This window comes from Desulfomicrobium salsuginis (genome assembly GCF_054657795.1).
The window spans coordinates 767,501-792,891 of sequence record NZ_BAAHYA010000001.1 but is presented as its reverse complement, the minus strand read 5'-3'; the positions used below and the strand labels follow the sequence as shown (position 1 = coordinate 792,891).

Sequence of the window (25,391 nt, the reverse complement as noted above, 5' to 3'; positions counted from 1 at the left end):
GATCTGCGATAAGGCATGCAGGGAAGATGCCCTATTTTTTGCGCGGTTTGGGCTTGGGGAGACTTGGGAGAAGGGATTTGTCCACGTGCTGCGGCATGAGTGCCCGCATGTCTTCCGTGGTCTGCGCTGCGGGGAAGCGTTTGATGAGGAATTTCAGGTAGGCCTGGGGCTCGATCTCGTTGGCCTTGGCGGTTTCCACCAGGGGGAAGAGCATGGCGCTGGCGTCAGCGCCCTTGGGGGCGCCGGCAAAGAGCCAGTTCTTCCGGCCCAGGGCCACGGGGCGGATGGCGTTCTCCGCCGCGTTGTTGTCGGGCGTGAGCAGGCCGCAGTCCACGTAGCGCACGGCCCGGCTCCACTGGTTGCGTGCGTAGGTCATGGCCTGTCCGAGCAGGCTTTTGGGCGGGACGAGATCGATGCGCTCATCGAGGATGGCCCGTATCGCGTCGAGGACGGGAGACGTTTTTATTCCTATCCATGGGCATTCGTATTTTCATCCAAAGATGAAATTTTCTTTTCACTAAAAAATTGAGTTTTTTTGCCTTGACTTTGGATGGATATGTTTTTTCTGAAAATTTCCTTTTCAATACAGTCTACAATAAATGAATTTATACTTTTGCCTCGCATTGTCGCAGCGTTTGCGGCTAATTTGTGTAAATTTGTTTCCATGCGGACAGAAATTTTTCCAGAATATGGTTTTTCAGGCGTTTTTCCTATTTCTTTGCAGTGTTCAAGATAGTCATCAACGGCATCTTTCATGGCCTGTTTTAAATTTTCGACGCAGTTGGCATAAAAAGTTATGGTATCGTTAATGTCCAGTACTTCACCTCGGAATGAGTCGCACTCATTGTCAAATTCGATTATAGCCGAATACCCGTTGTAAATCATTGGCGTGTTCATGGTTTTACCCCTATCTTTTCAAAAAAATTGCGTAGGTCTTTAACTGCTGCCTTGCACAATACAGGACTTGGGTGCGGGTCATGCAAGTTTGCATAGTGCTCGCCGATGATAATCCGAATTCGTGACCCACTGGTCCGCCCCTTTGTCGAGATTGAGCCGCCAATGCTTTCGATCAGACTCTTCACATCATCACTTCTAATATTGCTTGATATCGGTTTTTTAAAAATTTCCTCAAGCGTTCGTCGCTGCTTCGAGTTCAGCTGTGGTATCATTTTTTGCCACCATTATTCTTGTTTCGCAATGAGTCAATAAGGATTTGAGCGCGAACCACTTTGGCCTGTTTTGTGAAATCGTTACAAGAACGGGCGCTTTCGATGACTGGCTCGGTCAACGACATTTTCCCGTGTTTATCCTGGCCTGCTGCGGGATCCGCCTGGATATGCGTGTAGATGTGATGGCGCATGCCTGGTCCAAATGGCTTGCTGCCCCAATCAATTCATATTCTTTCGCCAAAACAGGCCCCCGGACTTGAAGGGCTGGGGGCTGGTGACTTGGGTGGCTTTGAGATCGCCAGTGTTGGATTGGGTGATGGCCTTTATGTTGGGATTTTCCCCGATGTGCAGCGTGGGGTGGGCGGCCATGGTTGGGCCGAGGTCGATGAAGGCTGGGAAGTTGCCGCCGGAATGATCCAGCGAGGGCCAGAAGTACGGGGTGCCCGTCTTGTAGTACAGCGACCAGAGGCGGCTTGATCCTCCGGCGGCGCAGACCTCCTGCGCCGGGATGACGCTTGTGAACACCACTGTTCCACCCAGAACCGCCGCTTGGCCCAGAACCCGTTCGCCCGGCGTGCTGAAGGCGTGCTTCCAGCCGGGGGCCTGGTCCAGGGTGCTGGTCAGCCAGGCCCAGTCGCGGGTGGCGTTGGAACTTTCTTCCGCCTGGATGATTCCGACACAATTCTCAGAAAATTTTCCTTCCCCGCAGGTACCCCGTGTCACGGCTACTTTGCTGCTGTCGAAGAGGAATGCTGTGAAGACCGTGTCCCAGTTCCGTGTCCCGGCTGTTTGCGGTTCCCTGATCCCGTAGAAGCCCATGGAAGCGGGTTGGAGGATGTCGTCACGGTTGAAAAATCGCCCCGTGCCAAAATAAACCCAAAGACTGCCTTTTTCGTCGACGGCGACCGCGGGAGCGGCGCTGACCGGCTCCGCCACATCGACGAGAATGGACAGCTGCCAGTCTTCGGGCGGGCCGTTGCCGGTTCGTAGCCGGTAGACCTTGCCCGCCGGGCTGGCCGAATCTCCGGCTACGGTGCCGAAGTAGACGAGGTCGGTGCTGAATTTTTCGGCTTCGCTTTTGGATGGGATGTCCAGATCCACGCACACCGGTTCGGAGACGAACGATCCCGCCTCCGCAAAGGCGAAAGCGTCGCCTTCTGACGAGACCAGGCCCGTACTGTCTATGGTTTTGACGGTTTTTTCCACGTACAGGGCGCTGAGGTCCAGCACGAAGAGCTTGCCGGGCTGGTCGCTCTTTCCGCGCATGAGCGTGCTCCTGTCGGCGCGTCCGGCGGCGTCGGCCGGGCCGGAGCCGAAGACCAGATACCATTTGTTCTCGTTCGCATTTTGGGCATTGGGGCTGCTCATGGGCATGACCGCAGGGAGGCAGGTCGTGAAGCCCTGGCCCGGCAGGGATATTTCAGCCAGCACGTTGGGGGCAGATTCCGGATCGGTCACATCCATGATCACATAGGCCGAGGACACGGTGCGGTCGAGGCCCTTTTTGAAGGCGTCGCCGTCGGTCTTGTTTATGTCCACCTCCATGACCGCCCCGCCCATGCGCATGCCCGCGACCAGGATGGTGCCCCACCCGCCGGGGTATCTGGCTTCGTCAATGGACGTGACCCCGTCGGACATGACGAAAATCCGGGCATCGAAAACCCTGGGCGTCAGGTCCATGTAGGCGACATGCAGATCTTTTTCGTAATCCGGGTGCATGAGCCACCTCAGATGCGGGAGCAGGTTGTAGGGCACGTAGGCCCAGAGTTCCTGGCCGAGGGTGAATTTCGTCATCCCGTCTCGCTCATCTTCGAAAGTGCGGGTTGTGGCGTTCCAGAAGCCGCCATTGAAGGCATGCAGCATGCCATCATTGGCTCCGACGTAGACCACTTGGCGTCGGTCCAGGTATTTTGTCAGGAACCTCTCGTATGTCGTATCATTATATATGAGGTGATAGTTTTCGGCAGGCTTGCCGATCACCGTGGGGGACGAGAAGACAATGTCGCCCAGTCGCCAGGGAGTTCCCTCGTGCGTGCGGCTGCGGGTAACGTCGCCGATTCCTTCGATCGTGGCATTGCCGACTTCCGCGCCGCGGATGAAGTCAACCTGCCTCTTGGCCAGCGCGCTCTGGAAATTGGAGAACGCAGACGAATTGTCTTCCCGGAGTGCGTTGATAGCGCCCTGCATGGGATCGGCAAGATCGAGTCCTAACGTTCCGGAGCCGGATTCGAACAGGGTCAGAAAGTTGTAAAAGAAATCCGGAGAGTTGAGCGTATTTCCGGCAGGGTTGGCCGGAAGCGCAAAGTGCTGGATTTCTCCGTTGGAGGCGACCATGTCCTGGTTTTTGTCCACAAAGGTCAAGATGTAGCGGTTCGGGTCGGCAACCCCGTAACTCGAACGCTGCGTGACCGCCTGCTGGTCGGTCAGGCTGTTGAGCCAGGCGCTGGTGGACCACAGGAAGCGGATGTCGGCGATGCTGTTCAGCGCCGTGGCATTTTTCTCCTCTTCCTCGATGACTCCGCTCCCGTCGGCGTCAACGTGGACGTATATCTCTCCCTTTGCGAATTCGACGATTCTGTCAGCGATCAGGTCCAGGCGTTGGTTGGCGTTGGTGTCCTCGCGAAAGTTGCCCTTGGCGTCCAACAGGAAGGCGTGGACCTGGCCCGACCAGGGCGGCGCGAGGCGGTCTGTTCTGCCCGGTGGGAAGAAAAGCGCCTGATATGCGGCCCCTTCGCCGGTTCGCGAAAGGGTTGTGACGGTCATTGCCGTGCCAGAGGTGATTTTGGGCGCGTCGAGCAGGAGGACTCGGGTGATGGCTTGTTCCAGCCTTCGTCCTGCCTGGGCGGTGTAATAATTGTCCGGCAGACCGTCGCCGTCGGCATCGAACTCTTCGTGCATGTCGGGCAGATTGTTGCCGTTCATGTCCCTGAATTTTCCGTGCCGTGCCGCGTCCAGGAGGAGGTTGCTCGGGCCGTCGTTTACGGAAACGGCGTAGAAGTCCGCGTTCTGCGTCCCCTCCATTCCGTCCTCGGGCCGCAAGTCCGTGGTGTGGCCAAAATATGCCATATCGATCAGATAGGTGCTCCCGCTTGAGTGCAGGGAATACTCTGTTTCCGGCCGTTTTATCGTTGCCAGATTTTTGAATTTGCCAGGAACGCCGTTGTCGCCGGAACTTTCGCCGGCACTGACCAAAATGACGCTTTGTCGCGAGCAGGGCACGGTTTGGCCCTTGGACGGGAAATAAAAAGGATCGTCTGTCTGGGAGGCCTGCCTGCCGCCCTGCCCAAGATATTCATGGACTGCGTACAAGGTTGCCGCGAGGGGCGCCTCTCCCTGTGGGCGCACGGAGTTGACGGTGCTTACGATGCGCGCGAGTTCGACCTCGTCGTCGCTCATGGGGTGGCGGAGATTTCCCCCGTCTTCGATGGTGAAAAGAGCCATGCGAGCTTTTTGCCCTATGGCTTGAAGCAACCCGCTTTCGGCTTCGCCCTTGACACGCAGCACGTATTGTCGCCCGAAATCCTCCCCGGACACGATCATTGCGTTCTCGCCATCCACAAGCCTGCAGGTGACAAGCCCGCGCAGTGGCGTCATGAACGAAAGTTGTCCTCCCTGGTCGCGCTGTGGTGTCGAGTCATCATACTCGAAGCCGTCCGTTCCATGGCCATGTTCCATTTCATAGCAGTTGTCGGTGGGCACGAATTTTCCGCCGCTCAGCAGTTTGCGCGCGACGTCGATGCGCAGCATCGCCGCCCAGTTCAGGAAATTGCCGCTCCATTGTCCTGTGGCGTTGTCTGGGGAAAAGTGGGCGTTGTCGGCTTCGTCAATGTAGGCGTAATACGAGTCGGGATCGAAATATCCGTAGTATTGCCGCGCAGCGTTGAACGGGCCGGAGTATGCCCGTTGGAGCATGCTCGCGGACGTATCCAGAACAACGGTGACGGACGGTTTTTCCTCCATGGTCACAAAGGGCGGGAGACAATGGAAATCGGCGCCTCGGTAGGCGGTGGCACCGGAAACCGAGAGCATGAACACGCAAACGACAGCCACTGCTACAGTTTGGGTATAGTTTTTTTTCTTCATTGATTGATGTGCCTCCAGCCCAGATCCACTTCCGCTACGCTGTTATGGGCACCCTGCCTGTGCGAGCGGATGAGGTAGCTGCTGAAGGTTCCTCCCGAGGAGGCTCCCCGGCCTGCGCTTCCATACCCCGTCCCGCCCTGTATGGCGCTGCCCGAAACAAGCCCTGTTTCGATGAGGCCGGCCCGGACATACGTGCCTTCGGACCCGTGACTGTCCCATTTGATGGGAAAGTCATCGGGGTCGAAGCTGCTCTTGTTTTCCCACGCGGATGCGTTGGTGGCGGGGGTGCCGTCGTCATAGAACGACGAATTGTCCGATGCGATGGCCCTTTCCAGGTATTCGTGGCCTGCGTTTGCGCCCGAGTCCGCGAGAAAGAACGCGTTTTTTGCGTCGTTACCGTTGGCCGCCATGAGGATGTTCAGCAGCGCCGTGTCGTTTGCGGCCAGACCGATCACCCCGAGCAGGGCGAGGATGATGATGGCCACGACAAAGACCATGCCGGAATGGTTCCGGGAGAGTTCCGGGCAGGGTTCAGAATTTTGGCGAGAGAACATAGATGTACCGTGCGCTTGCTTGGAAGCCGCTGGTGTTCCATGAGAGGGTGCAGGTCATTTCCTTGCAGCGCTCCACGGGCATGTTGTCGGTCAGGGCGCAGTTCAGGGAAAATCGTACGCCATCGATGACGGCGGTTGCGTTCGAATCAGCCAGGGCGTTGAATTCCTTGGCGCAATACTGGGCGGGAATGGACTTTTCCAGGAATTCCTCGACCAGATGGCTCCCCTTGGCGATGTGGCCTGAGCGGAACTGCTGCGTCGAGGCCTGGGCGATGAGGGTGGCGACGCCCATCAGTCCGATGCTCAGAACGGCCGCCGCAACGAGGACTTCGATAAGCGTGAAGCCTCGACAGGTCTGTTTTTCGCTTGGCTGAAGGGGGCGGGTTTTGGAGGGTAAAACTGCTTTCAGGGCTTGGTTCAGACGCAAAGGGAGGGAATGGCGTGTCATCGGTCGATCTACTCCGAAACCACACTGCCCGACGACCGAACCGTTACCGTGCGGGACAAGCCGGTGTTGTTGCGGATGGTTATGGACCCGGCCACGGTGGCCCTGCCGAGGCCGTTGAAATGGGTGGTGAAGGATTTGGTGTGGGCTACGCTGTTCCTCAAGCCGTTGAGATCGAAGAGCCGCAACAGGGTATTGTCGTCGCGCACCCTGATTTCACACGTGTTGCGCTGCATGTCGCACTGCAGCCTGATGTGTTCGTTTCGCTTGATGGCTTCGAGTCTGGCGTGTCGGCACATGCTGACAATGGTCCTGGTCGCACGGTCCATTTCGGCCCCAGGCAGGGCGGAGATGAGGGACGTGCCGCAAAGGGTCGTCAGTATGGCCACGACGCCCAGGACCATGAGCGCCTCAAGGAGCGTGAACCCCTTGGTCACGGCATTTTGTCCATGTACGTATTTCGGCACCAGACCATAGTGGACATGGTGCTGTTGCCGATGCCCATCCCCGCGTGGGACGGAGAGGGGATCGCGGTGATTCGCACGCGTACGCCGCGGATGCTTTGCGTGTGCGTTTGCGGGTCTTCGATGATGTCGCCGCGGTCATCAAAATACGTGAAACACAGCTCGCCGATGTTGGTGTTGACCGGCTGCCAGCGAACGGATCCGGTGTCGTATTTGCGCAGCACATTGTCGGGCACCGTCTTTGCGGAACCGTCATTGGCGACGTTGATTCTGAAGCCCGCGTGTTCACGCAGACTGCCGCTGTCGCCTTCATTGACAACCCCGTCGGCGTTCATGTCCTGGGTGCAATAGACTGAGCTTTGCGTCGTGGTTCGTCCGTAATCCGGTGCGCCTGTTCCGGGTCTGTGGGAGAATCCGAAGTCAGGCGCCGCGTGTGCCGAGAATCCGCACATCCGCAGTTCGTCGGAAATGAGCGAGATGGCGGAAAGAAGCTCCTGCTGCATGAGGGAGGCTTGGCTCTGTCTGATGGCCATGCGTTGATGGACCTGGAAAAGGGCGAAGATCGCGCCGAGGATCAGGCCGGACATGGTCATGGCGACAAGCAGTTCGACGAGGGTCATGCCTGATTGACCGCGAAGTTTCTGAAATACGTTGGTCATGGTGCGTGTCTGTGGGTCTGGGGATGGCTTCCAAAATTCACAGAACGCTACGCTTCGCAGCCGAGGATTCCTATAATGGCTGGGTCTGAAATTGGCAGGTCGGATAGTTGGCAGAAGCGGTGGTAAAAAAAAGGCGGCCTGGGCATCCGCTGCCCAGGCCGCCTTTGGAATTGATCCGTGCAATCGTTACTTATCAATAACCTCGCAGTCGGGGTTGGGGCACCACCATTCGTCCTTGTCGCCGGTGATGGCCTTGACCTCGCCCTCTTCGAGCATCGCGGCCGTCTGGCCGTTCAGTTCCTTGCACTTGCGGCCGGAAAGCTTCTTCTTCGTGTCGCCTGATATGGACAGGGGCTTTTCCTGTTCGTTCGTCATGGTAGACCTCCTTGGTTTCTTCTGCCTGGAGTATAGCCGCGGGGGCGCACGCTGACAACATGGTCCGGGTGGGGCCGCCGGGTGCTTTCTTCGTATGAATGCGGATGATGTTCTGCGTGCTGTGGGTATGATACCCTGTTTGAGTCTTCACGGATTTTCATATATCCACGTCTCATGAGCGGAATGCGACTACATATTTTATCGCCCTGCATCCTCTGCGCGCGGACGTCCCTGGACCATGGACGGCGGCAAGGGCCGGGACACGCGTGCATCCCCTGCGCGCGGGCGCCCCTCGTGTTCCGCCGACGTGCTTTGGAGATGGCGTGAATCGCGAGCGGTCCATCCTGGTCGTCGATGACGACGAGGGCGTTCGCCAGGTCCTGCAGGATCTGCTGGCTTCTGTCGGGTACAGGACGGTCTTTGCGGGCGACGGCGAGGAGGCTCTGCTCAGGCTTGAGAATGGGGATGTGGACCTCGTCGTGTCCGACGACAAGATGCCCGGCATGAGCGGGCGCGAACTGCTCTGGGAGTGCGTCCGGCGCTGGCCCGGGCTGCCTGTCGTGCTGCTGACCGGGTACGGCACCGTGCCCGAGGCCGTGGAGGCCATCAAGGCCGGGGCCGTGGACTATCTGCTCAAGCCCTTTGATGGCCGGGAACTGCTCGGCAAGATAGCGGCCATCCTGGCGGTCAGGGACACCCGCGCCTGGACCGGCGGGCGTGGGCTGCTGGCCGAGGAGCTGTGGGGCGGGAAGAGTCCGGCCATGCAGCGCTTGTGCAAGCTCATCGAACGCGTCGCACCGACGGAAGCCACGATCCTCCTGCTTGGCGAATCCGGCACGGGCAAGGAGAAAATCGCGGGCCTCTTGCACCGTCTGAGCCAGCGCGCGTACGGGCCGTTCGTTGTGGTGGACTGCGGTTCCACGCCGTCCACCCTGCTCGAAAGCGAACTCTTCGGGCACGCCAAGGGCGCCTTCACCAACGCCTTCAAGGACAAGAAAGGCCTGGTGGCCGAGGCCCACGGCGGGACCCTTTTCTTGGACGAGATCGGCAACATCTCCTCGGAGATGCAGCTGCGGCTGCTGCGCTTCCTGCAGGAACGCCGCATCCGCCGCGTGGGCGACGTGACCGAGACCCCCGTCAACTGCCGGGTCATCGCCGCCACCAACGCGGACCTGGCTGAACTGGTCCGGCGCGGTGAATTCCGCGAGGACCTTTACTACCGACTGAAGGTCATTGCCATCCAGGTACCCCCCTTGCGCGAGCGCAAGACCGACATTCCCATCCTGGCCGAACGCTTCCTGCAGATGTTCGCCGAGGACGGGCATGTCCGCAGGCTCGACCCCGAGGTGGCCGAGGCCATGCTCGACTATGCCTGGCCCGGCAATGTCCGCGAACTGCGGAACATGCTGGAGGCGGCCGTCATCCTGTCCTCGGACGGCGTCATCCGCATGGAGGACATGCAGTTTGAGGAAACCGACCTGGACGTCCCGCTGCCGGGCACCGTGCTCTCCCTTGAGGACAGCGAGCGGCAGGTCATCGTCAGCGCCTTGGAGAAAAGCAACTGGGTGGTTAAGGATGCCGCCGACCTGCTCGGCATCAGCCGGCGCACCATGCACTACAAGATCAAAAAATTCCGCATCGAAACGGGCAAAAGGGTAGGCTAGCCTTGCCCGAACATCGCGGCACGTAGCCCCGAATGAGCCCGCACGTCATTCCCGCGAAGGCGGGAATCCACTCTCTTCAATGATTTAAAACAGTTCTTGGCCCACTCCTTCTTCAAGGGGGCGTCTTGCTGCCGTGACGTCGTGTTCGGCTTTTCCCGGTTCGCGTCTTTCCTTCTTTCGAATCGTCCGTCGTCGCCAATCATTGTCATCTTCTTCGGAATGATTACCAAATGACAACTCGATTGGAGGGATGATCATGAAAAACATGCAGACTCTGAAACATTTCATGCGCTATTTCGAACCTCATTGCGAGGAGCGGGACGGACGCAAGTATTGTTACGTTTCGGCCCTGGAATACCCCGAGGCCCAGGAAGCCCTGGACCTGTTCGGCGGTTACGGGTTTTTCGAAGGCGCGCCCAATTCCATCACCCTGAAGTACGCACACCTCGTGGAGGAGGGCGGCGATGAGCGGTGGCATCTCGGCGCGGACCAGAAACCCGGCGCGTATCCCGTGTGGGTGGCATGGTAGGAGAGGCCGTCTCCGAGGCGCCTGCCTCGATGGAGGAATCAATGCGAATACTGACCATCATGCTCATGCTCTGCCTGAGCGCTGGAGGAGTCATGGCTGCGGAATACAAGAGCGCTGTTTTTGCCGGCGGGTGTTTCTGGTGCCTCGAAGGCCCTTTTGACGGATTGCCTGGCGTCATTGAAACCGAGTCCGGTTATACGGGCGGGACCGTGCAGAACCCTACGTACGAGCAGGTGTCTGCGGGAACCACGGGGCATATGGAGGCCATGCGCGTGGTCTACGATCCCGCGAAAGTCACCTTTGAAAAGCTGCTGTCCGTGTTCTGGCGGAACATCGATCCCACTGACGGAGGCGGCCAGTTTTGCGACCGCGGCCCGCAGTACCGCTCGGCGATCTTTTTTGCCGACGCCGGGGAGGAGACCGAGGCGCGCAGGCAAAAGGCGCAGCTGGAAGAGGAAAAGGGGCTGCGCATCGCCACGGAGATTCTGCCCCGGGCAGAATTCTTCCCCGCCGAGGAATATCATCAGGACTATTACACCAAGAACCCCCTGCGGTACCATTTCTACCGGCAGGGCTGCGGCCGGGATCAGCGCCTCCGGCAGATCTGGGGCGCGGAGGCCGGGGGCAAGGGATGACGCTTCCGGTGCGAGAAAAAGAAAGGGCCCGGTTTCCGCAACGAGCGGAAGCCGGGTCGACCTATATATAATGATATGAGTTGGGGTTCTTGCCCCCCAATGCTTCGAGGAGGTCGCATTGTCCCTCGCGTGTCATCGCGAGGTGCCTTCGCCGTGGCGATCCATGCCTCGTAAGCCTTTACCCACCGGAATATCTGGATTGCTTCGTCGAAGACTCCTCGCGATGATGGGATAGACCCGCCCCCCATATGCCCATGGCATAACGGCATCGAATGTGCCATAAGTGAGTATCTCCAAACACTTAATCTGGGAGGCGGGTCATGAAACAAGTATGCCGTATTGGGCTTGATATCGCAAAGCATAAATTCCAGGTGCACGGCGTGGACAAGCACGGAAAAGACGTTTTCAACAAGCAGCTGAACAGAAAGGATGTTCTGGCGTTTTTTGCCAACCTTCCCGTTTGCACGGTGGGCTTGGAAGCCTGCGGAGGTGCGCATTACTGGGGGCGGGAGATACAGAAACTGGGACACACTGTAGGTTTGATTTCGCCTCGCCACGTGAAGCCGTTCGTTATCAACAATAAAACTGACGCTGCGGATGCCCGGGCCATCTGTGAAGTCGCAGGACGACCGTCAACACGTTTTGTGTCGGTCAAAACTGAAGAGCAGCAAGACATGTCTGCCTGGCATTGTGTCCGTGAGCGGTTGCTCAAAAGCCGAACCGCCCTTGCGAACCAGATACGCGGTCTTCTGTCCGAAAAAGGAATCATTTTGCCTCAAGGCATCACCCATGTACGCAAGCGCTTACCGGAAATTGTGGAAGATCCTCAGAACGGATTAAGCATCAAGGCTCGTGATTTATTCTCCGACCTCTACACAGAACTCCATGAGGCTGACGAACGTCTTGCCGAATTGGATCACAAGATGGAGGCAATCACAAAAGCCAACGAGCATTGCACTCGACTGATGAAGGTACCTGGTATTGGCCCAGTGACAGCCTCCGCGCTTGTTGCCCATGTGGGCGATGCCAAACAGTTCAAAAACGGCAGAGAGCTTGCTGCATACTTGGGGTTGACGCCCAGAGAGCATTCTTCCGGCGGAAAACAGAAACTTCTTGGCATCACCAAACGAGGCAACACATACATCCGCAAACTGTTGATACAGGGGGCTCGGAATGTTTGCCGGGCTTGGTCCGGCATTGTGGAAACAGCCAATGATAAACGCAAGGCGTGGCTTCAAGGAGTGGTTGCTCGACGAGGGCAATTTGTGGCCTCAGTGGCTCAGGCGAACAAAACCGCTCGAATTGCCTGGGCGGTATTGGCACGAGGCGAGGAATATCAGGCAGCAAAGGCAACGAACTGAGATATGCCGGGGCTGTCACGGCCCTTGCTATGCGACATTTTTTTGGATGTCCCACGCAAGGGCCGCGCCAGCCAACTGTGGATAAACGCGGAAAAACTCATCCTGTGGAGTGCCGCAAAACATGATGCACAAACGGTCGAACCGGCTTTGGGAAATTCCGGAAGCGTCATCGGCAGAAACATGCCGTCGCAATGTTTGGATTCCAAAGCGCGGATTTCATCAGGGCACGGTCTCAGTGACCAGATGCCGGATACATGACTGCATTCCTCTCGTTTGTTGCAAAATGTTTTGACACTGAGGGCGGGTCTATACATGACTGGCTTTCACAACGATCCATCCTGGTTGAGCGGGTCCAGGGTCGACCTTTCGCGACCCATAAGCCCGTGGAGGCGCAATCCGGATGAACCTTTTTTATGCAGGCCTCGTGGGTAAAAATTCCCTCCTTCGCATGAATGGCGTCTGTGCCCCCACCATTCACTCCTCTCTGAGTTCCGCCTCGCTCATGAAGTTGCGCTCATAGCGCTGCCAGATGTCCAGGGCCATGCTCAAGGGCTTGATCATGGGCACCGTGTAGGTATGGAAGCGCTTGGCGTAGAGGTATTCCCTGAATCTCGCGACATGGGTGGACAGGCCGCGCGGGGAGACGATGAAGGGCTTGCCGATGGTGCGCCTGAATTCCACCAGCCGTTCGGGCAGGTACTCGGACAGGTAGGGCACCTGCAGGTAGATGGCGGCCATGATGACGTCGGTGTTCGGGTCCTCGGCGATGATCTCCAGGGCGCGCATGAGCCGCCGGTCGTCGCAGTTGCCGAGGAGGTCCAGCGGGTTGTTGCCGACGTTGACGAGCATCTGTTCCAGATCGTCGGGACTGGCGGCCTTGATGTTCTCGCGCAGCAGGGCCTGCAGGCGCCGCCGGGTTTCGGGGGCGAACTGGGCCAGCTCCATGCCTTCGGCCGTGATCTGGTCCGCCAGGAGCACGGCCGCGCCGCCGCCGACGCTGACCACGGCCGTGCGCTTGCCCTTGGGCCGTGGCTGGGTGGTCAGGATGGAGAGCACGTTGACCATGATCTTCGGGTCCTCGGTCAGCTCCTCGATGAGGTAGAAACCCGCTTGCGAGCAGCAGGCCCGGAAGGCCTCGTGGCTGCCGGCCAGGGAGGCCGTGTGGGACATGGTCGCCTCCTTGCCGCCGCCGGAGCCGCCCTTGATGATGACCACGGGCTTTTCCGCCGCCACCTGCCGGCCGATCTCCATGAGCTTCAGGCCTTCGGACAGGCCTTCGAGGTAGATGGCGACGACATCGATGCGCGGGTCCTGGCCCATGTGCGCCAGGATCTCCGGCACGCCCACGCTGCTTGAATTGCCGCAGGAAACCCACTTGCCCACGCCCACCCGGTCGGCGTCGAGCATCTCCATGAGTTCCATGCCGATGCCGCCGCTCTGGGAGATGATGCCGATGCCGCCGGGTTCGTGGATGATGCCCGTGCGGTGCGGCGGGATGAACATGGTGTTGAGCCCGGAGAAATTGTCGATGACGCCCAGGCAGTTGGGACCGATGTAGCTGACCCCGAATTGCTGGCTCAGGTCCCGCAGGCGGTTTTCCAGCTCCCGTCGGCCGGACTCGGCGAAGCCGTCGCTGATGATGATGGCGCCCTTGCCTCCGGCCCGGCAGAATTTCTCGAACTCCCGCACCACGGTCTCGGAGTTGACCACGAACACGGCCATCTCCGGCACCTCCGGCAGACTCTCCAGACTCGGGTAGCAGCGCATGCCCTGCAGCATGTCCGTGCGCGGGTTGATGGGGTAGACCTTGCCCAGGCGACGCAGGTTCTTGAGCACGATGCCGCCCACGGTGCCGGTGTTGGAGGCGCCATAGATGACGATGGAGGCCGGGTTGAAGATGGTCTGCAGGCTGGACATGGTGGCCGGGGAGACGTCGGTCCGGCAGGGGTAGTGGACGGGTTCGCCGGCGATGAGGCGGGCGTCGACGATGGCGAAACCCTTTTCGTAGACGATGACCGGGTTGAGGTCGAGTTCGTGGATCTCGGGGTGCTCGGCCATGAAGCGTGAGACGCTCATGGCCAGGCGGATGACGGCGGCCTTGTCCAGGGCCGGTCCGCGGAAGCCGTCCAGGATTTTCCCGGCCATGGTCCTGCCCAGCATGGCGCGGACATCCTTTTCTCCCAGAATGCCGATGCCCGGAGCTACGTCCGCGAAGAGTTCCACGAAGCGTCCGCCCGAGCCGATCATTGTCATGGGCCCGAAGCTCGGGTCCTGGGTGGCCCCGATGAGGATTTCCTGGCCGGCCTTGACCATGGGCTGGATCAGGATGCCGTCGACGGCGCTGAACCCGGCTGCGCGGACATTCTCCATGAGTCGGTCGTAGCCGGCTTCCACGGCGCTTTGGTCGGCGAGGTTCAGCAGCACGCAGCCCAGATCCGTCTTGTGGATGATTTCGCTGGAGACCGTCTTCATGGCCACGGGAAAACCGAGTTCCCGCGCCGTGCGCACGGCCTGCTCCCGGCTGCGGACCATGCGCCCCAGGACGGGGATGCCGTAGGCGTCGAGGAGAATACGGCCTTGTTCGAATCCGAGCTGGGATGGTTCCATGTTGGTGTCTCCTTGGTTTGGTGTCCGATGATCATGAAGTTGGCGCAAAGTTTTTGCAAGTGGGGGGACGTCTCCCGGGGCCTGTGCGTTCGTGACCTCAAGCAGAATCCAACCACCCGCTCTTCGGGTACTCCTCCTTGGCAGGAGGGGAGTTGGAGCGGCGAGTGGCGGATCTTGAGTTGTGTGCGCGAGCGACGTCCTATGAGTCCGCACGAAAGTTTTGCGGCAAGAACAATCTTGAATCTCCCCCTGCCAAGGGGGAGTACCCGAAGGGGGAGGGGGTATTCCCCTTTGATGAGCTTTGTGCGTTTGCGACCTCAAGCAGAAGCCAACCACCCCGCCCTTCGGGCACCCCTCCTTGGCAGGAGGGGAGTTGGAGCGGCGAGTGGCGGATCTTGAGTTGTGTGCGCGAGCGACGTCCTATGAGTCCTCACGAAAATTTTGCGGCAAGAACAATCTTGAATCTCCCCCTGCCAAGGGGGAGTACCCGAAGGGGGAGGGGGTATTCCCCTTTGATCCGATGAGCTTTGGGCTGGCCCATTCTCGGTCGCCAGATGCTTGAGGTTGCCCATCATGCCGTGGAAAATTTGCTGAACTTGACACACAACTACGCCCCCCATGACACGCAGAATCGGCGGAAGGAAGGTCCGACGTCCGTTCATCGTTCAATATATAGTCGTTTTGGCAGGAAAAACGCCGAACTCCCTTGACCTGAAGCAAAGTTGGGAGGATACGGACGGCAAGGTTTTTTTCGGTTTTTGAGCTATGGCAGTCTGAACATCAGCCAACCGCGGAGGGCGGACATGAGCATGGAGATTCTGGAACTGGTCAAGCGTCGGGATCCGGGCGAAGTCGAATTTCATCAGGCCGTGAGCGAAGTCATGGAATCCATTGCGCCGGCCCTGGAGCGCAATCCCGAATACCGGCGCGCGGGGATCGTGGAGCGCATGGTCGAGCCGGAGCGGGTCGTCATCTTCAGGGTCCCGTGGATGGACGATCAGGGCGAAGTCCACGTCAACCGAGGGTTCCGGATTCAGATGAACAGCGCCATCGGGCCCTACAAGGGCGGCATCCGCTTCCATCCGTCCGTGAACCTCGGCATCCTCAAGTTCCTGGCCTTCGAGCAGGTCTTCAAGAACTCCCTGACCACCCTGCCCATGGGCGGGGGCAAGGGCGGGGCGGACTTCGACCCCAAGGGCAAGTCCGACGCCGAGGTGCAGCGCTTCTGCCAGAGCTTCATGCTCGAACTCTTCCGCCACATCGGCCCCAACACCGACGTGCCGGCCGGCGACATCGGCGTGGGCGCGCGTGAAATCGGCTTCATGTTCGGCATGTACAAGAAGCTCTGCAACGAATTCACGGGCGTGCTGACGGGCAAGGGCGCATCCTGGGGCGGCAGCCTCATCCGGCCCGAGGCCACGGGCTACGGCGCGGTCTATTTCGCTGCCGAGATGCTCGGGGCCAAGGGGAAAACCCTCGAAGGCACGCGCAGCCTGGTCTCCGGTTCGGGCAACGTGGCCCAGTTCACCATGGAGAAGCTCCTGCAGATGGGCAGCACGCCGATCACGTTTTCGGATTCGTCCGGGTACATCTATGACGAGGCCGGCATCACCACGGAAAAACTGGCTTTCATCAAGCATCTGAAGAATGTCCGCCGGGGCCGGGTCAAGGAGTATGCCGATGCCTATCCCGAGGCCGTGTACACGCCCGTGGATTTCGGCCTGGGTTACAATCCCCTGTGGTCCCACAAGGCGGACTGCGCCTTTCCCTGCGCCACGCAGAACGAAATAGGCGGCACCGACGCCCAGCACATGGTCGACGGCGGGGTGCGGGCCGTGGCCGAGGGCGCGAACATGCCCACCAACCACGACGGCGTGCGCATCCTCCAGGACAACGGCGTGCTCTTCGGGCCGGGCAAGGCGGCCAATGCCGGCGGCGTCTCGGTTTCGGGCCTGGAGATGACCCAGAACAGCATGCGCCTCAAATGGACCAGGGAGGAAGTGGACGACCGCCTGAAGCTCATCATGAAGACCATCCACAAGGTCTGCATGGATACGGCCGAGGCCTACGGCAAGCCCTTCAACTACGTGGCCGGGGCCAACATCGCCGGCTTCGTCAAGGTGGCCGACGCCATGCTGGACCAGGGCGTGGTCTGATCGGACTTCCCCAGCCTCAATTCTGCAAAGCCGGTTCGCCGGCTTTTTTCTTTGCCTCGCCGCGTTGCCCGGAGAACGCGCATTGAGTAGGCTTGCGCCACCCAAGGAGGAGACGACATGCCCTTCACCCCCGCGCTGCAGCTCGTGGCCCAGGATTCGGAGTTCCGCAAATTCCACGACCTCATGGCCCGCAAGGTCCAGAACATCCTCCTTGTTTCCACGGCCTACGACGCCTGGGTCATGGAGGAGGACTGCAAGCTCTCGGAACGCATCGTGTCCGAGTACCAGGGACTCAACCTGAGCCGTCCGCCGCGCCTGACCTGGGCGTCAGGCGCCGACGAGGCCCTGGCCTTCCTGGCCGAGCGGACCTTCGAACTCATTATCCTCATGCCGCAGCTGGCCGAGCGCGAGGCCCTGACCCTGGGGCGGCGCATCAAGGAGCTGAACCTCGGCATCCCCGTCTACCTTTTGACCCATCGCGAGGTCTTCCTGCCCGGCGAGAGCCCGGCCGAGGGCATCGACCGGCAGTTCGTCTGGACCGGCAACGCCGACCTGCTGGTGGCCCTAGTCAAGAACGCCGAGGACGCCATGAACGTGGACTTCGACACGAAGAGCGTGGGCATCCGCGTCATCATCGTCGTCGAGGACTCGCCGCGCTACCAGTCCTGCCTGCTGCCCATCCTGTACCGGGAGCTTGTGGTGCAGACCCAGGAGGTTATCCGGCAGGGCCTCAACCAGGAACACCGTCTGCTGACCATGCGCTGCCGGCCCAAGATCCTCCTGGCCGGCACCTTCGAGGACGGGCTGAACCTGTTCCGGAAATTCGAGCCGTATGTCCTGGGCGTCATCTCCGATGTCCGCTACCCCCGGGCCGGGCGGCTCGATCCGTCCGCGGGCGTCGATCTGCTGTCCGCCATCAAGGCCCAGCGCTTCGACATTCCGCTTCTGCTCATGAGCAACGAGCCGGAGAACGCCAGGAGGGCGCAGGACATCCCGGCCAACTTCGTGGACAAGAACTCGCCGACGCTCTTGGCCGATGTGCGGCGTTTCGTGCTGGATCGTCTGGGGTTCGGGGATTTCGTCTTCCGCGACGCAGATGGCGGCGAAATCGCGCGGGCCGGAAGCATGTTCGCCCTTGAGGAGTGCCTCAAGACGATGCCCGCCGATGTCCTTGTCCACCATTCCCGGCACAACGATTTTTCGCGGTGGTTCTTCGCCCGCACGGAATTCGAGCTCGCCGACCGCCTGCGGCCCATGAGCGAGAAGGATTTCGCCTCGCCGGAGCTTCTGCGGCAGGGCGTGCTGCAGATGGTCCGGATGCGACGGGAGCAGCGGCAGAAGGGCATCGTGGCCAATTTCAACCCCAAGGATTTCGACCCGACCACCGATTTCTTCAAGATCGGCGAGGGCTCCCTGGGCGGCAAGGCCAGGGGGCTGGCGTTCCTGTTTTCGCTTCTGAACCGCATCCCGGCCCTGCAGGACAAGTATCCCGGCGTCGAGTTCGCCATGCCCAAAACCTTGGCCATCGCCACGGAAGGCTTCGACTCCTTTGTCAAGATGAACGACCTCAAGGGGTTGGCCGAAATGGACATCCCGGACGAGGAAGTGCTGCAGGCCGTCGGGAAGGCGCGCTTTCCGAGATGGCTGCGCAATCAGCTCAAGGCCTATCTGGCCCAGGTGCGCCACCCGCTGGCCGTGCGCTCGTCGAGCCTGCTGGAGGACGCGCAGTTCCAGGCCTACGCCGGGCTCTATTCGACCATCATGGTGCCCAACAACCACCCGGACCTCGATACCCGGCTGGAGGAGATGATCCTGGCCATCAGGCAGGTCTGGGCCTCGACCTTCTACCAGGCGCCCAAGGCCTTTTCGCGTCGGGTCAGCCAGCGCACGGACGAGGAGAAGATGGGCGTCCTCGTGCAGCAGGTCATCGGCGAGGACTACGGCGGCTACTTCTACCCGGCCATTTCCGGCGTGGCCCAGTCCTACAACTACTACCCCTTCGGCCGCATGAAGCCCGAGGACGGGGTGGCGACCATCGCCCTGGGCTTCGGCAAGATCGTCGTGGACGGAGGGCAGACCCTGCGCTTCTCGCCGCGCCATCCCAACATTTTGCCCCAGTGCCCGACGGTGGAGCTGGCCCTGCGCACGGCCCAGACCGAATTCTACAGCCTGTCCCTGGAACGATGGCCCTGGCCGCGTACGGATTTTTCCCTGGTGCGGCGCAACATCGTCGAGTCCGAGGCTGCGGGGCCGCTGCCGCTCGTGGCTTCGACGTTTCTGCCCGAGGAGGGGCGTATCCGCGATACGGCCTCCATCCCCGACAGGCCGCGCGTGCTCCTCTTCGCCCCGGTTCTCAAACACAAGGTCCTGCCCCTGGCCGAAATTCTGCAGGACGTCATGGCCGTGGCCGAGTCGGCCATGGGCTGCCCCGTGGAGATGGAGTTCGCCTGCAACCTCTACCCCGGCAAGGAGCGCAAGCCCGTGTTTTCGCTCCTGCAGCTGCGCCCGATGTCGGCGCGGGCCGATCTGAACCGCGTGAGCATCAGCGAGGAAGACCGGGCGCGGGCCTTCTGCCTGTCGACCCACGCCCTGGGCAACGCCGAGAAAGCGGACGTGGAGGATATCGTCTATGTCCGGCCTTCGGGCTTCGAGGTGGAGAAGACGGTGCAGATCGCGGCGGAAATCGGGCGCATCAACGCTCGGCTCATGGACGCGGGGCGCAAGTACCTGCTGGTTGGCCCCGGCCGCTGGGGCACTGCGGACCGCTGGCTCGGCATCCCCGTGGCATGGAACGACATCTGCGGCGTGGCCGCCATCGTCGAGACCGCCTCGGCCCAGCTGCGGGTGGAGCCGTCGCAGGGCTCGCATTTCTTCCACAACATCACGACGCTTGGCATCAACTACATCATGGTTTCAGGCAAGGAGGGGGAGCGCTTCGATTGGGACTGGCTGGAGGCGCAGGAGGTCTCGAGCATGGACGAGCATGTCGTGCATGTCCGGTTGCGGAAGCCCATGCGCATCAAGGTTGACGGTCGGACTTCGCACTGCGCCATCATCCCCGATGACGAAGGCGGCCGGGGGCGGGAGATTACCGTCCCGCCTGCGCCGGGGTGCTGCGCGACGGGGAGCGGGGCGCAAGGTGGGCCCGGGCCGTGCGCACTATGATGTCGCCGACGCGTTCCGAAAGGGCGCTCTGCAGGCTCCAGCACTGGTAGTAGTGGGGCACGCGCAGGGTCTCTCCGGGGGCGAGGTCGACGAGTTCGCCGTTTTTTAGGTGCGGTTCGGCCAGGTTGCGCGAGACCATACCGAAGGCTCCGCCCTGCAGGATGAGGCCCTGGAATCCGATGTTGGACGGCATGACGTGCACGGGCGGGCTGACCTCCCGGCCGAAGCGTTGCTGCAGGAATTCGTGCTGAAGGGCGTCCTTGTGGCTGAACATGACCATGGGCGCCAGGCCTGCGGCCTCGATGCCGAAGCCGTCCGGGCAGTGTTTGGCCCGGAAGTCGGGTGTGGCCACGCAGAGGTATTCCATGTCGCCCAGGTCGCGGGTCGCCAGGCCCTGGAAATTGGCCGGGGTCGAGGTGATGGCGCCCTGCACCTCGCCCGAGCGCAGGTAGGCGTGGGTCACGGACTGGTCGTCGACCAGGAGGTCCAGCAGCACCTTGGCCTCGGCCAGGATTTCCCGTGCGCCCGCCAGGAACCATGTGTCCAGGCTGTCGGCGTTGACGGCCAGGGACACGGTGACGAAGTCTTCCGACCGCTCCGGGGCCAATTCCTCGAAAAGGGACTGCTCCAGCATGGAAAGCTGTCGGAAATGCCGCAGCACGGCCATGCCCGCCGGTGTGGGCCGCACCGGGGCCGACCGGACCACGAGCATCTGGCCCACCCGCTCCTCCAACTGGCGGACTCGTTGGGAAACGGCGGATTGAGTCAGGAAGAGCGCGCGGGCGGCCTTTTCGAAGCTCTGTTCGGTGATGACCGTGGCCAGGGCCTGGAGGTGTTTGGCGTCGAGCATAAGATTTTTTTATGATGAAGAAAAATTATTCGTTTTCCTTATGTCTCGTTCTCCCTTATTTGCCAGGGCAACACAGCGCAAGGAGAACATCATGATCACGACGCCATTTCTGCAGGGCATGGGGACCGGGGCCGGCCTCATCATCGCCATCGGGGCCCAGAACGCCTTTGTGCTGAACCAGGGCCTGCACCGCAACCATCACCTTACGGTGGCGCTCATCTGCGCCATGAGCGATGCGCTGCTCATCACCCTCGGCCTGTCCGGCATGGGCATGGTTTTGGCGCAGAGCGGCGAATCCGCGGCATGGGCCACATGGCTCGGCGCCGTGTTTCTGTTCTGGTACGGCCTGCGTTCCTTCCGCTCGGCGCTCCGCTCGGGCGGCCTGGAACCGGGCGAGCGCGTGCGCATGGGCCTCGGGGCCACCGTGGCCGCCACGCTGGCCGTGACCTACCTCAACCCGCACGTCTACCTGGACACCGTGCTCCTGCTCGGCTCCATCGGCGGCCGTTACCCCGAGGCGGAGCGCTTTTTCTTCGGCGCCGGCGCGGCCACGGCCTCCCTGGCCTGGTTTCTGGCCCTGGGCCTCGGCGCGCGCCTGCTGTTGCCCTTTTTCCGCCATCCGCGCTCTTGGGCCGTGCTCGACGTTCTGGTGGGCCTGACCATGTGGGGTGTGGCCGCGTCCCTGGTCACGGGGGCCCTGGGCGCATAACGCCGCCACGGCCCACTTTACCCCGGAGCCTGCGGCGGCTATCACCTCCCCAACGGAGGAACGATGGCCAAGAACTACGACCCGCGCATGCACACGGCGGAACACATCCTCAACCAGACCATGGACCGGCTCTTCGCCTGCGGCCGCTGCTTTTCGGCCCACGTCAACCCCGACAAGGCCAAGTGCGACTACCATTTCGACCGCGACCTGACCGAGGCCGAGGCCCGCGACGTGGAGGCGAGAGTGAATGCCGTCGTCGCCGCCGATCTGCCGGTCTTCGCCGAAAGCATGGCCAGGTCCGAGGCCGAAGCTCTCTTCAACCTTGAGCGGTTGCCTGATGGCGCGTCAGAAGAGCTGCGCATCATCCGCATCGGCGACTACGACGCCTGCCCATGCATCGGCGAGCACGTTGACCGCACAGGAGCGCTCGGCGCCTTCCGCCTGACCACCCATTCCTTCGAGAACGGGGTGCTCAGGCTGCGCTTCAAGCTGGCCAAACCCGCATGACCGGGGGCGCTCTTCCCGTTCACGGCGGTAACATCATTGCAGCGGCCAGGGCTCTGGGCTGCGGCCCGGAAGAGATTCTGGACTTCTCGGCCAACATCAATCCGCTGGGTCCGCCGCCCTGGCTGCGGCCGGTCGTGGCCAGGGTCCTGTCCGCGGCGGGACATTACCCTGAACCGCGCGCCGACGCCCTGCGGCGGGTGGCCGCGGAGCGTCTGGGGATAGGCCCTGAAAACGTGGTGGCCGGGAACGGCTCCTCGGAGCTGCTGTACGCCCTGCCGCGCGTTTGCCGGTCCATGGGTATACGCCGCGCTGTGCTGCCCGTGCCGTGCTACGGGGACTATGACCGGGCCTGCGCGGTTGCGGACCTTGTCTGCGAGCGTCTGACCCTGCGGCCGGAAACGGACTTCTGCCTGGACTGGGCGGGCGTCGAAGCCTTGCTGGCCGATCCCGCCCTGGTCATTCTCGGCCAGCCATCCAACCCCGCAGGCGTCCTGCTCGAGCCGGCGCGCATTCTCGACATGGCCGACCGGCACCCGGCAAGCTTTTTCCTGGTGGACGAGGCCTTCGCCGACTTCGTGCCCGGGCTCTCCCGGCTGGGAGGGCATATCCGTTCGAATCTTTTCGTGCTCCACTCCCTGACCAAGTTCTTCGCCATCCCCGGCTTGCGGCTGGGGCTCGGGTACGGGGCCGCCGAGGTCTGCGCGGCCGTCGGCCGCCTGCTGCCCGACTGGAGCGTCAACGCCCTGGCTCAGGCTGTCGGCGAGGAAGCGCTACGCGACGCGGATTACGCGGCTCGAACCATGGAGGCGGTTGCCGAGCTGCGGGACCGCCTGTCGGCCGATCTTGCGGAATTGGGACTGACCGTGTTTTCAGGGAGCGCCAACTATCTCCTGTGCCGCAGCCCAGGCCAGGACGCCTCCGACGTGCAGGCCAAACTCCTGTCGCGCCGGATTCTCATCCGCAACTGCGTCAATTACGCGGGCCTGGACGCCGGCTATTTCCGGGTGGCCGTCCGGAGCGCCGAAGAAAACGGGCGGCTGGCCGAAGCCCTGGCGGAAGTTTTCGTGCCCGGCAGGCTTCGGCGCAAAGCCGTCCGCAGGACCCCGGCCATCATGCTGCAGGGCCTGTCCTCCAATGCCGGCAAATCGGTCCTGACGGCCGCCCTGTGCCGCATCTTCCTGCAGGACGGCCTGAGCGTCGCCCCGTTCAAGGCCCAGAACATGTCCCTCAACTCCTTCGTGACCCAGGGCGGCGGCGAGATGGGAAGGGCGCAGGTGCTGCAGGCCCAGGCCTGTAGGCTTGAGCCGGACGTGCGTATGAACCCGGTGCTTCTCAAACCCAATTCCGAGACGGGCTCCCAGGTCATCGTCCTCGGCCGGCCCGTGGGCAACATGAGCGTGGGAGAATATATCCGCTTCAAGCCGTCGATTTTCGAGACGATCACCGCGGCCTACGACGAATTGGCGGCAGCCAGCCAAGTCATGGTCCTCGAAGGGGCGGGCAGCCCGGCCGAGGTCAACCTGAAATCCCACGACGTGGTCAACATGCGCATGGCCCGCCACGCCGGGGCGCGCGTGCTGCTGGCCGGCGACATCGACCGGGGCGGGGTTTTCGCCTCCTTCGTCGGCACCATGGAGGTCATGGAGGAGTGGGAGAGGGCGATGGTGGCGGGCTTCATCGTCAACCGCTTCCGGGGCAAGCGGGAACTCCTGGGTGACGCCGTCGACTACGTCCGCCGCTTCACCGGGGTGGAGACCTTCGGTGTGGTGCCGTACCTGCATGACCTGGGCCTGCCCGAGGAAGATTCGGTCAGCTTCAAGGAAGCTCGGACGGGCTGCGGCAAGGCGGAACTGACGATCGTGGCCGTGGATCTGCCGCATATTTCCAACTTCACGGACCTCGACGCCCTGCGGATGGAACCGGATGTGCACGTGCGCATCGCCCGCGCGCCGCAGGATTTGGAGGGAGCCGACGCCGTCATTCTGCCGGGCTCGCGCAACGTGTTCACGGACCTGGAGTACCTCTGGAGTTCCGGGCTGGCTCAGGCCGTGCTGGCCAGTTCCGCCGAGGTCATCGGCGTCTGCGGGGGCCTGCAGATGCTCGGGGAGCGGATCGACGACCCGCAGGGCGTGGAAAGCGGCGGCCGCTCGGCCCGTCCGCTGGGCCTGCTGCCAGTGGCCACGGAAATGGCGATCGACAAGGTGCTGTGCCAGGCGGACTGCGTCTTCCTGCCCACGGGCGAGGGGGTGCGGGGCTACGAGATCCACCACGGCCGGACGCGAGTTCTCGATGGGGCCGCCCATGCGGTCATGAGCCGCGCCGACGGGGCCGTCATCGGCTGGGGCCGGAAGGACGGCATGGTCTGGGGAACGTACCTGCACGGGGTATTCGATGCAGACGCGTTCCGCCGGTCCTTCCTAGACCGTCTGCGGCTTCGCAAGGGACTGGCGCCGTTGCGAAGCGTCCAGGCGGTCTACGACCTGGAGGCCGCCCTGGACAGACTGGCGGGTGTGGTGCGCGAGAATCTCGACATGGAGAGGATTTACCGTCTTCTCGGGTAGTCCGTTCGTGCGGCAGATCCCCCCGTTTCGCAGTGGTTGCGCCGGCGCGTGGCCAAGGCCGCCTTGACAAATGCCTTCCGCCGTGTTCCCGAAATCGTCCATGACTCCCTCTGCATCCGATGCTTCCGTGCCAGTTCGTGGCCGGCTGGCTCCCAGTCCGACCGGCCATCTGCACTTGGGCAACGCCTGGGCGTTCCTGCTGTGCTGGCTGGCCGTCCGTTCGGCCGGAGGGCAGTTGGTACTGCGCATGGAAGACATCGACCCGGCGCGGTCGAAGGCGCATTTCGCCGATGCCATCATGTGCGATCTGGACTGGCTGGGGCTGGACTGGGACGAGGGACCCGACGTGGGCGGCCCGTTCGGTCCGTACACGCAGAGCGAACGCCTCGGGCGCTATGCAGAGATCATCGAGACGTTGACCCGCCTTGGGCACACCTATCCCTGCTATTGCACGCGCAAGGAACTCAAGACCATGGCCTCGGCCCCCCATGCCGAGGACGTCGGGCCCGTCTATCCAGGAACCTGCCTCGGGCTTTCGGCCGACGAGCGGGCCGAACGCGAAGGGCAGGGGCGCAAGCCGTCCCTGCGTCTGCATGGGAATGCGGAGACGGTCTTTGAGGATCTGGTGCATGGTGAAGTGCGTCTTGGGTGGATGGACTGCGGAGGGGATTTCCCCTTGCGCCGTTCCGACGGCGTGGTGTCCTACCAGCTGGCTGTAGCCGTGGACGACATGGATCAGGGCATAAGCCTCGTGGTCCGTGGGGCGGACATCTTGCCGTGCACGCCGCGCCAGATCCTGCTCTTTCGGCTCCTCGGCCGGCCGGTTCCGCAATACGCCCATGTCCCTCTGTTGCTGGATCATTCGGGGGAACGGCTGGCCAAGCGCCATGCAGGATGC

The 25,391-nt window shown here is 61.7% G+C and carries 21 protein-coding genes (1 of these 21 cut by a window edge); 10 read left to right on the top strand and 11 right to left on the bottom strand.

Features of this window, described 5'->3' with window-relative positions:
- Nucleotides 1-31: 31 nt before the first annotated feature.
- The 9 genes from ACYQ3G_RS03460 to ACYQ3G_RS03420 all read right to left on the bottom strand — a co-directional run bounded on the left by ACYQ3G_RS03460 (nucleotide 32) and on the right by ACYQ3G_RS03420 (nucleotide 7,749).
- Nucleotides 32-466, bottom strand: a complete 435-nt coding sequence (locus ACYQ3G_RS03460; protein WP_459824172.1) for an IS66 family transposase — start codon at nucleotides 464-466, stop codon at nucleotides 32-34.
- A 2-nt stretch (nucleotides 467-468) separates the two neighbouring features.
- The gene (locus tag ACYQ3G_RS03455) at nucleotides 469-897 is read right to left on the bottom strand and encodes a type II toxin-antitoxin system HicB family antitoxin (protein WP_459822360.1); all 429 of its coding nucleotides are present in this window, start codon (nucleotides 895-897) and stop codon (nucleotides 469-471) included.
- 268 nt (nucleotides 898-1,165) lie between these two features.
- Nucleotides 1,166-1,360 carry a hypothetical protein gene (locus ACYQ3G_RS03450; RefSeq protein WP_459822358.1) on the bottom strand — a complete coding sequence of 65 codons (195 nt, stop codon included), beginning with the start codon at nucleotides 1,358-1,360 and terminating at the stop codon, nucleotides 1,166-1,168.
- Nucleotides 1,361-1,388: 28 nt separating this feature from the next.
- A complete protein-coding gene (locus ACYQ3G_RS03445) occupies nucleotides 1,389-5,252 on the bottom strand; it encodes a pilus assembly protein (RefSeq protein ID WP_459822356.1) in 3,864 nt (1,287 codons plus the stop codon).
- The gene (locus tag ACYQ3G_RS03440; RefSeq protein WP_459822354.1) at nucleotides 5,249-5,749 is read right to left on the bottom strand and encodes a pilus assembly PilX family protein; all 501 of its coding nucleotides are present in this window, start codon (nucleotides 5,747-5,749) and stop codon (nucleotides 5,249-5,251) included. The genes ACYQ3G_RS03445 and ACYQ3G_RS03440 overlap by 4 nt, the downstream gene beginning before the upstream one ends.
- 34 nt (nucleotides 5,750-5,783) lie before the next feature.
- Complete coding sequence (locus tag ACYQ3G_RS03435; RefSeq protein ID WP_459822353.1) at nucleotides 5,784-6,254, bottom strand: type IV pilus modification PilV family protein; 471 nt, start codon at nucleotides 6,252-6,254, stop codon at nucleotides 5,784-5,786.
- A gap of 8 nt (nucleotides 6,255-6,262) precedes the next feature.
- Nucleotides 6,263-6,688, bottom strand: a complete 426-nt coding sequence (locus tag ACYQ3G_RS03430) for a GspH/FimT family pseudopilin (protein ID WP_459822351.1) — start codon at nucleotides 6,686-6,688, stop codon at nucleotides 6,263-6,265.
- Nucleotides 6,685-7,374: a PilW family protein gene (locus tag ACYQ3G_RS03425; RefSeq protein WP_459822349.1), complete on the bottom strand. Its 690-nt coding sequence runs from the start codon at nucleotides 7,372-7,374 to the stop codon at nucleotides 6,685-6,687. Before ACYQ3G_RS03425 ends, ACYQ3G_RS03430 begins: the two co-directional genes overlap by 4 nt.
- A gap of 186 nt (nucleotides 7,375-7,560) precedes the next feature.
- The gene (locus ACYQ3G_RS03420; RefSeq protein WP_459822347.1) at nucleotides 7,561-7,749 is read right to left on the bottom strand and encodes a hypothetical protein; all 189 of its coding nucleotides are present in this window, start codon (nucleotides 7,747-7,749) and stop codon (nucleotides 7,561-7,563) included.
- A 323-nt stretch (nucleotides 7,750-8,072) separates the two neighbouring features.
- Here ACYQ3G_RS03420 and ACYQ3G_RS03415 point away from each other — a divergent pair, with 323 nt between their 5' ends.
- The 4 genes from ACYQ3G_RS03415 (at nucleotide 8,073) to ACYQ3G_RS03400 (ending at nucleotide 11,938) form a co-directional block, all read left to right on the top strand.
- Nucleotides 8,073-9,413 carry a sigma-54-dependent transcriptional regulator gene (locus tag ACYQ3G_RS03415; RefSeq protein ID WP_459822345.1) on the top strand — a complete coding sequence of 447 codons (1,341 nt, stop codon included), beginning with the start codon at nucleotides 8,073-8,075 and terminating at the stop codon, nucleotides 9,411-9,413.
- 256 nt (nucleotides 9,414-9,669) lie between these two features.
- Nucleotides 9,670-9,942 carry a hypothetical protein gene (locus ACYQ3G_RS03410; RefSeq protein WP_459822343.1) on the top strand — a complete coding sequence of 91 codons (273 nt, stop codon included), beginning with the start codon at nucleotides 9,670-9,672 and terminating at the stop codon, nucleotides 9,940-9,942.
- 41 nt (nucleotides 9,943-9,983) lie between these two features.
- Nucleotides 9,984-10,577, top strand: coding sequence for a peptide-methionine (S)-S-oxide reductase MsrA (msrA, locus tag ACYQ3G_RS03405; RefSeq protein ID WP_459822341.1), 594 nt, complete (start codon nucleotides 9,984-9,986; stop codon nucleotides 10,575-10,577).
- Between the two features lie 320 nt (nucleotides 10,578-10,897).
- Nucleotides 10,898-11,938: an IS110 family RNA-guided transposase gene (locus ACYQ3G_RS03400; protein ID WP_459822339.1), complete on the top strand. Its 1,041-nt coding sequence runs from the start codon at nucleotides 10,898-10,900 to the stop codon at nucleotides 11,936-11,938.
- Nucleotides 11,939-12,412: 474 nt separating this feature from the next.
- Here the strand turns inward: ACYQ3G_RS03400 and ACYQ3G_RS03395 are convergent, their stop codons facing one another.
- On the bottom strand, nucleotides 12,413-14,545 hold the full coding sequence (locus tag ACYQ3G_RS03395; protein ID WP_459822337.1) for an acetate--CoA ligase family protein: 2,133 nt from the start codon (nucleotides 14,543-14,545) through the stop codon (nucleotides 12,413-12,415).
- A gap of 809 nt (nucleotides 14,546-15,354) precedes the next feature.
- Between ACYQ3G_RS03395 and gdhA the strand changes: the two genes are divergently transcribed.
- Nucleotides 15,355-16,701 carry an NADP-specific glutamate dehydrogenase gene (gdhA, locus tag ACYQ3G_RS03390; RefSeq protein ID WP_459824170.1) on the top strand — a complete coding sequence of 449 codons (1,347 nt, stop codon included), beginning with the start codon at nucleotides 15,355-15,357 and terminating at the stop codon, nucleotides 16,699-16,701.
- A 117-nt stretch (nucleotides 16,702-16,818) separates the two neighbouring features.
- A complete protein-coding gene (locus ACYQ3G_RS03385; protein ID WP_459822335.1) occupies nucleotides 16,819-19,866 on the top strand; it encodes a PEP/pyruvate-binding domain-containing protein in 3,048 nt (1,015 codons plus the stop codon).
- Here ACYQ3G_RS03385 and ACYQ3G_RS03380 read toward each other — a convergent pair.
- Complete coding sequence (locus tag ACYQ3G_RS03380) at nucleotides 19,790-20,716, bottom strand: LysR family transcriptional regulator ArgP (RefSeq protein WP_459822333.1); 927 nt, start codon at nucleotides 20,714-20,716, stop codon at nucleotides 19,790-19,792. The two genes, ACYQ3G_RS03385 and ACYQ3G_RS03380, sit on opposite strands and share 77 nt — an antisense overlap.
- Nucleotides 20,717-20,807: 91 nt before the next feature.
- Between ACYQ3G_RS03380 and ACYQ3G_RS03375 the strand changes: the two genes are divergently transcribed.
- The 4 genes from ACYQ3G_RS03375 to gluQRS all read left to right on the top strand — a co-directional run.
- Nucleotides 20,808-21,425, top strand: a complete 618-nt coding sequence (locus ACYQ3G_RS03375; RefSeq protein ID WP_459822331.1) for a LysE/ArgO family amino acid transporter — start codon at nucleotides 20,808-20,810, stop codon at nucleotides 21,423-21,425.
- A gap of 63 nt (nucleotides 21,426-21,488) precedes the next feature.
- Entirely contained in the window at nucleotides 21,489-21,932 is a 444-nt protein-coding gene (locus ACYQ3G_RS03370) for an alanyl-tRNA editing protein (protein ID WP_459822329.1), read from the top strand.
- The gene (locus ACYQ3G_RS03365; protein WP_459822327.1) at nucleotides 21,929-24,493 is read left to right on the top strand and encodes a cobyric acid synthase; all 2,565 of its coding nucleotides are present in this window, start codon (nucleotides 21,929-21,931) and stop codon (nucleotides 24,491-24,493) included. The genes ACYQ3G_RS03370 and ACYQ3G_RS03365 overlap by 4 nt, the downstream gene beginning before the upstream one ends.
- A gap of 100 nt (nucleotides 24,494-24,593) precedes the next feature.
- Nucleotides 24,594-25,391: the 5' portion of a tRNA glutamyl-Q(34) synthetase GluQRS gene (gluQRS, locus tag ACYQ3G_RS03360; protein WP_459822325.1), read on the top strand. It continues 192 nt past the right edge of the window; the window shows 798 of its 990 coding nt (coding positions 1-798); its start codon is at nucleotides 24,594-24,596; its stop codon lies off the right edge, out of view.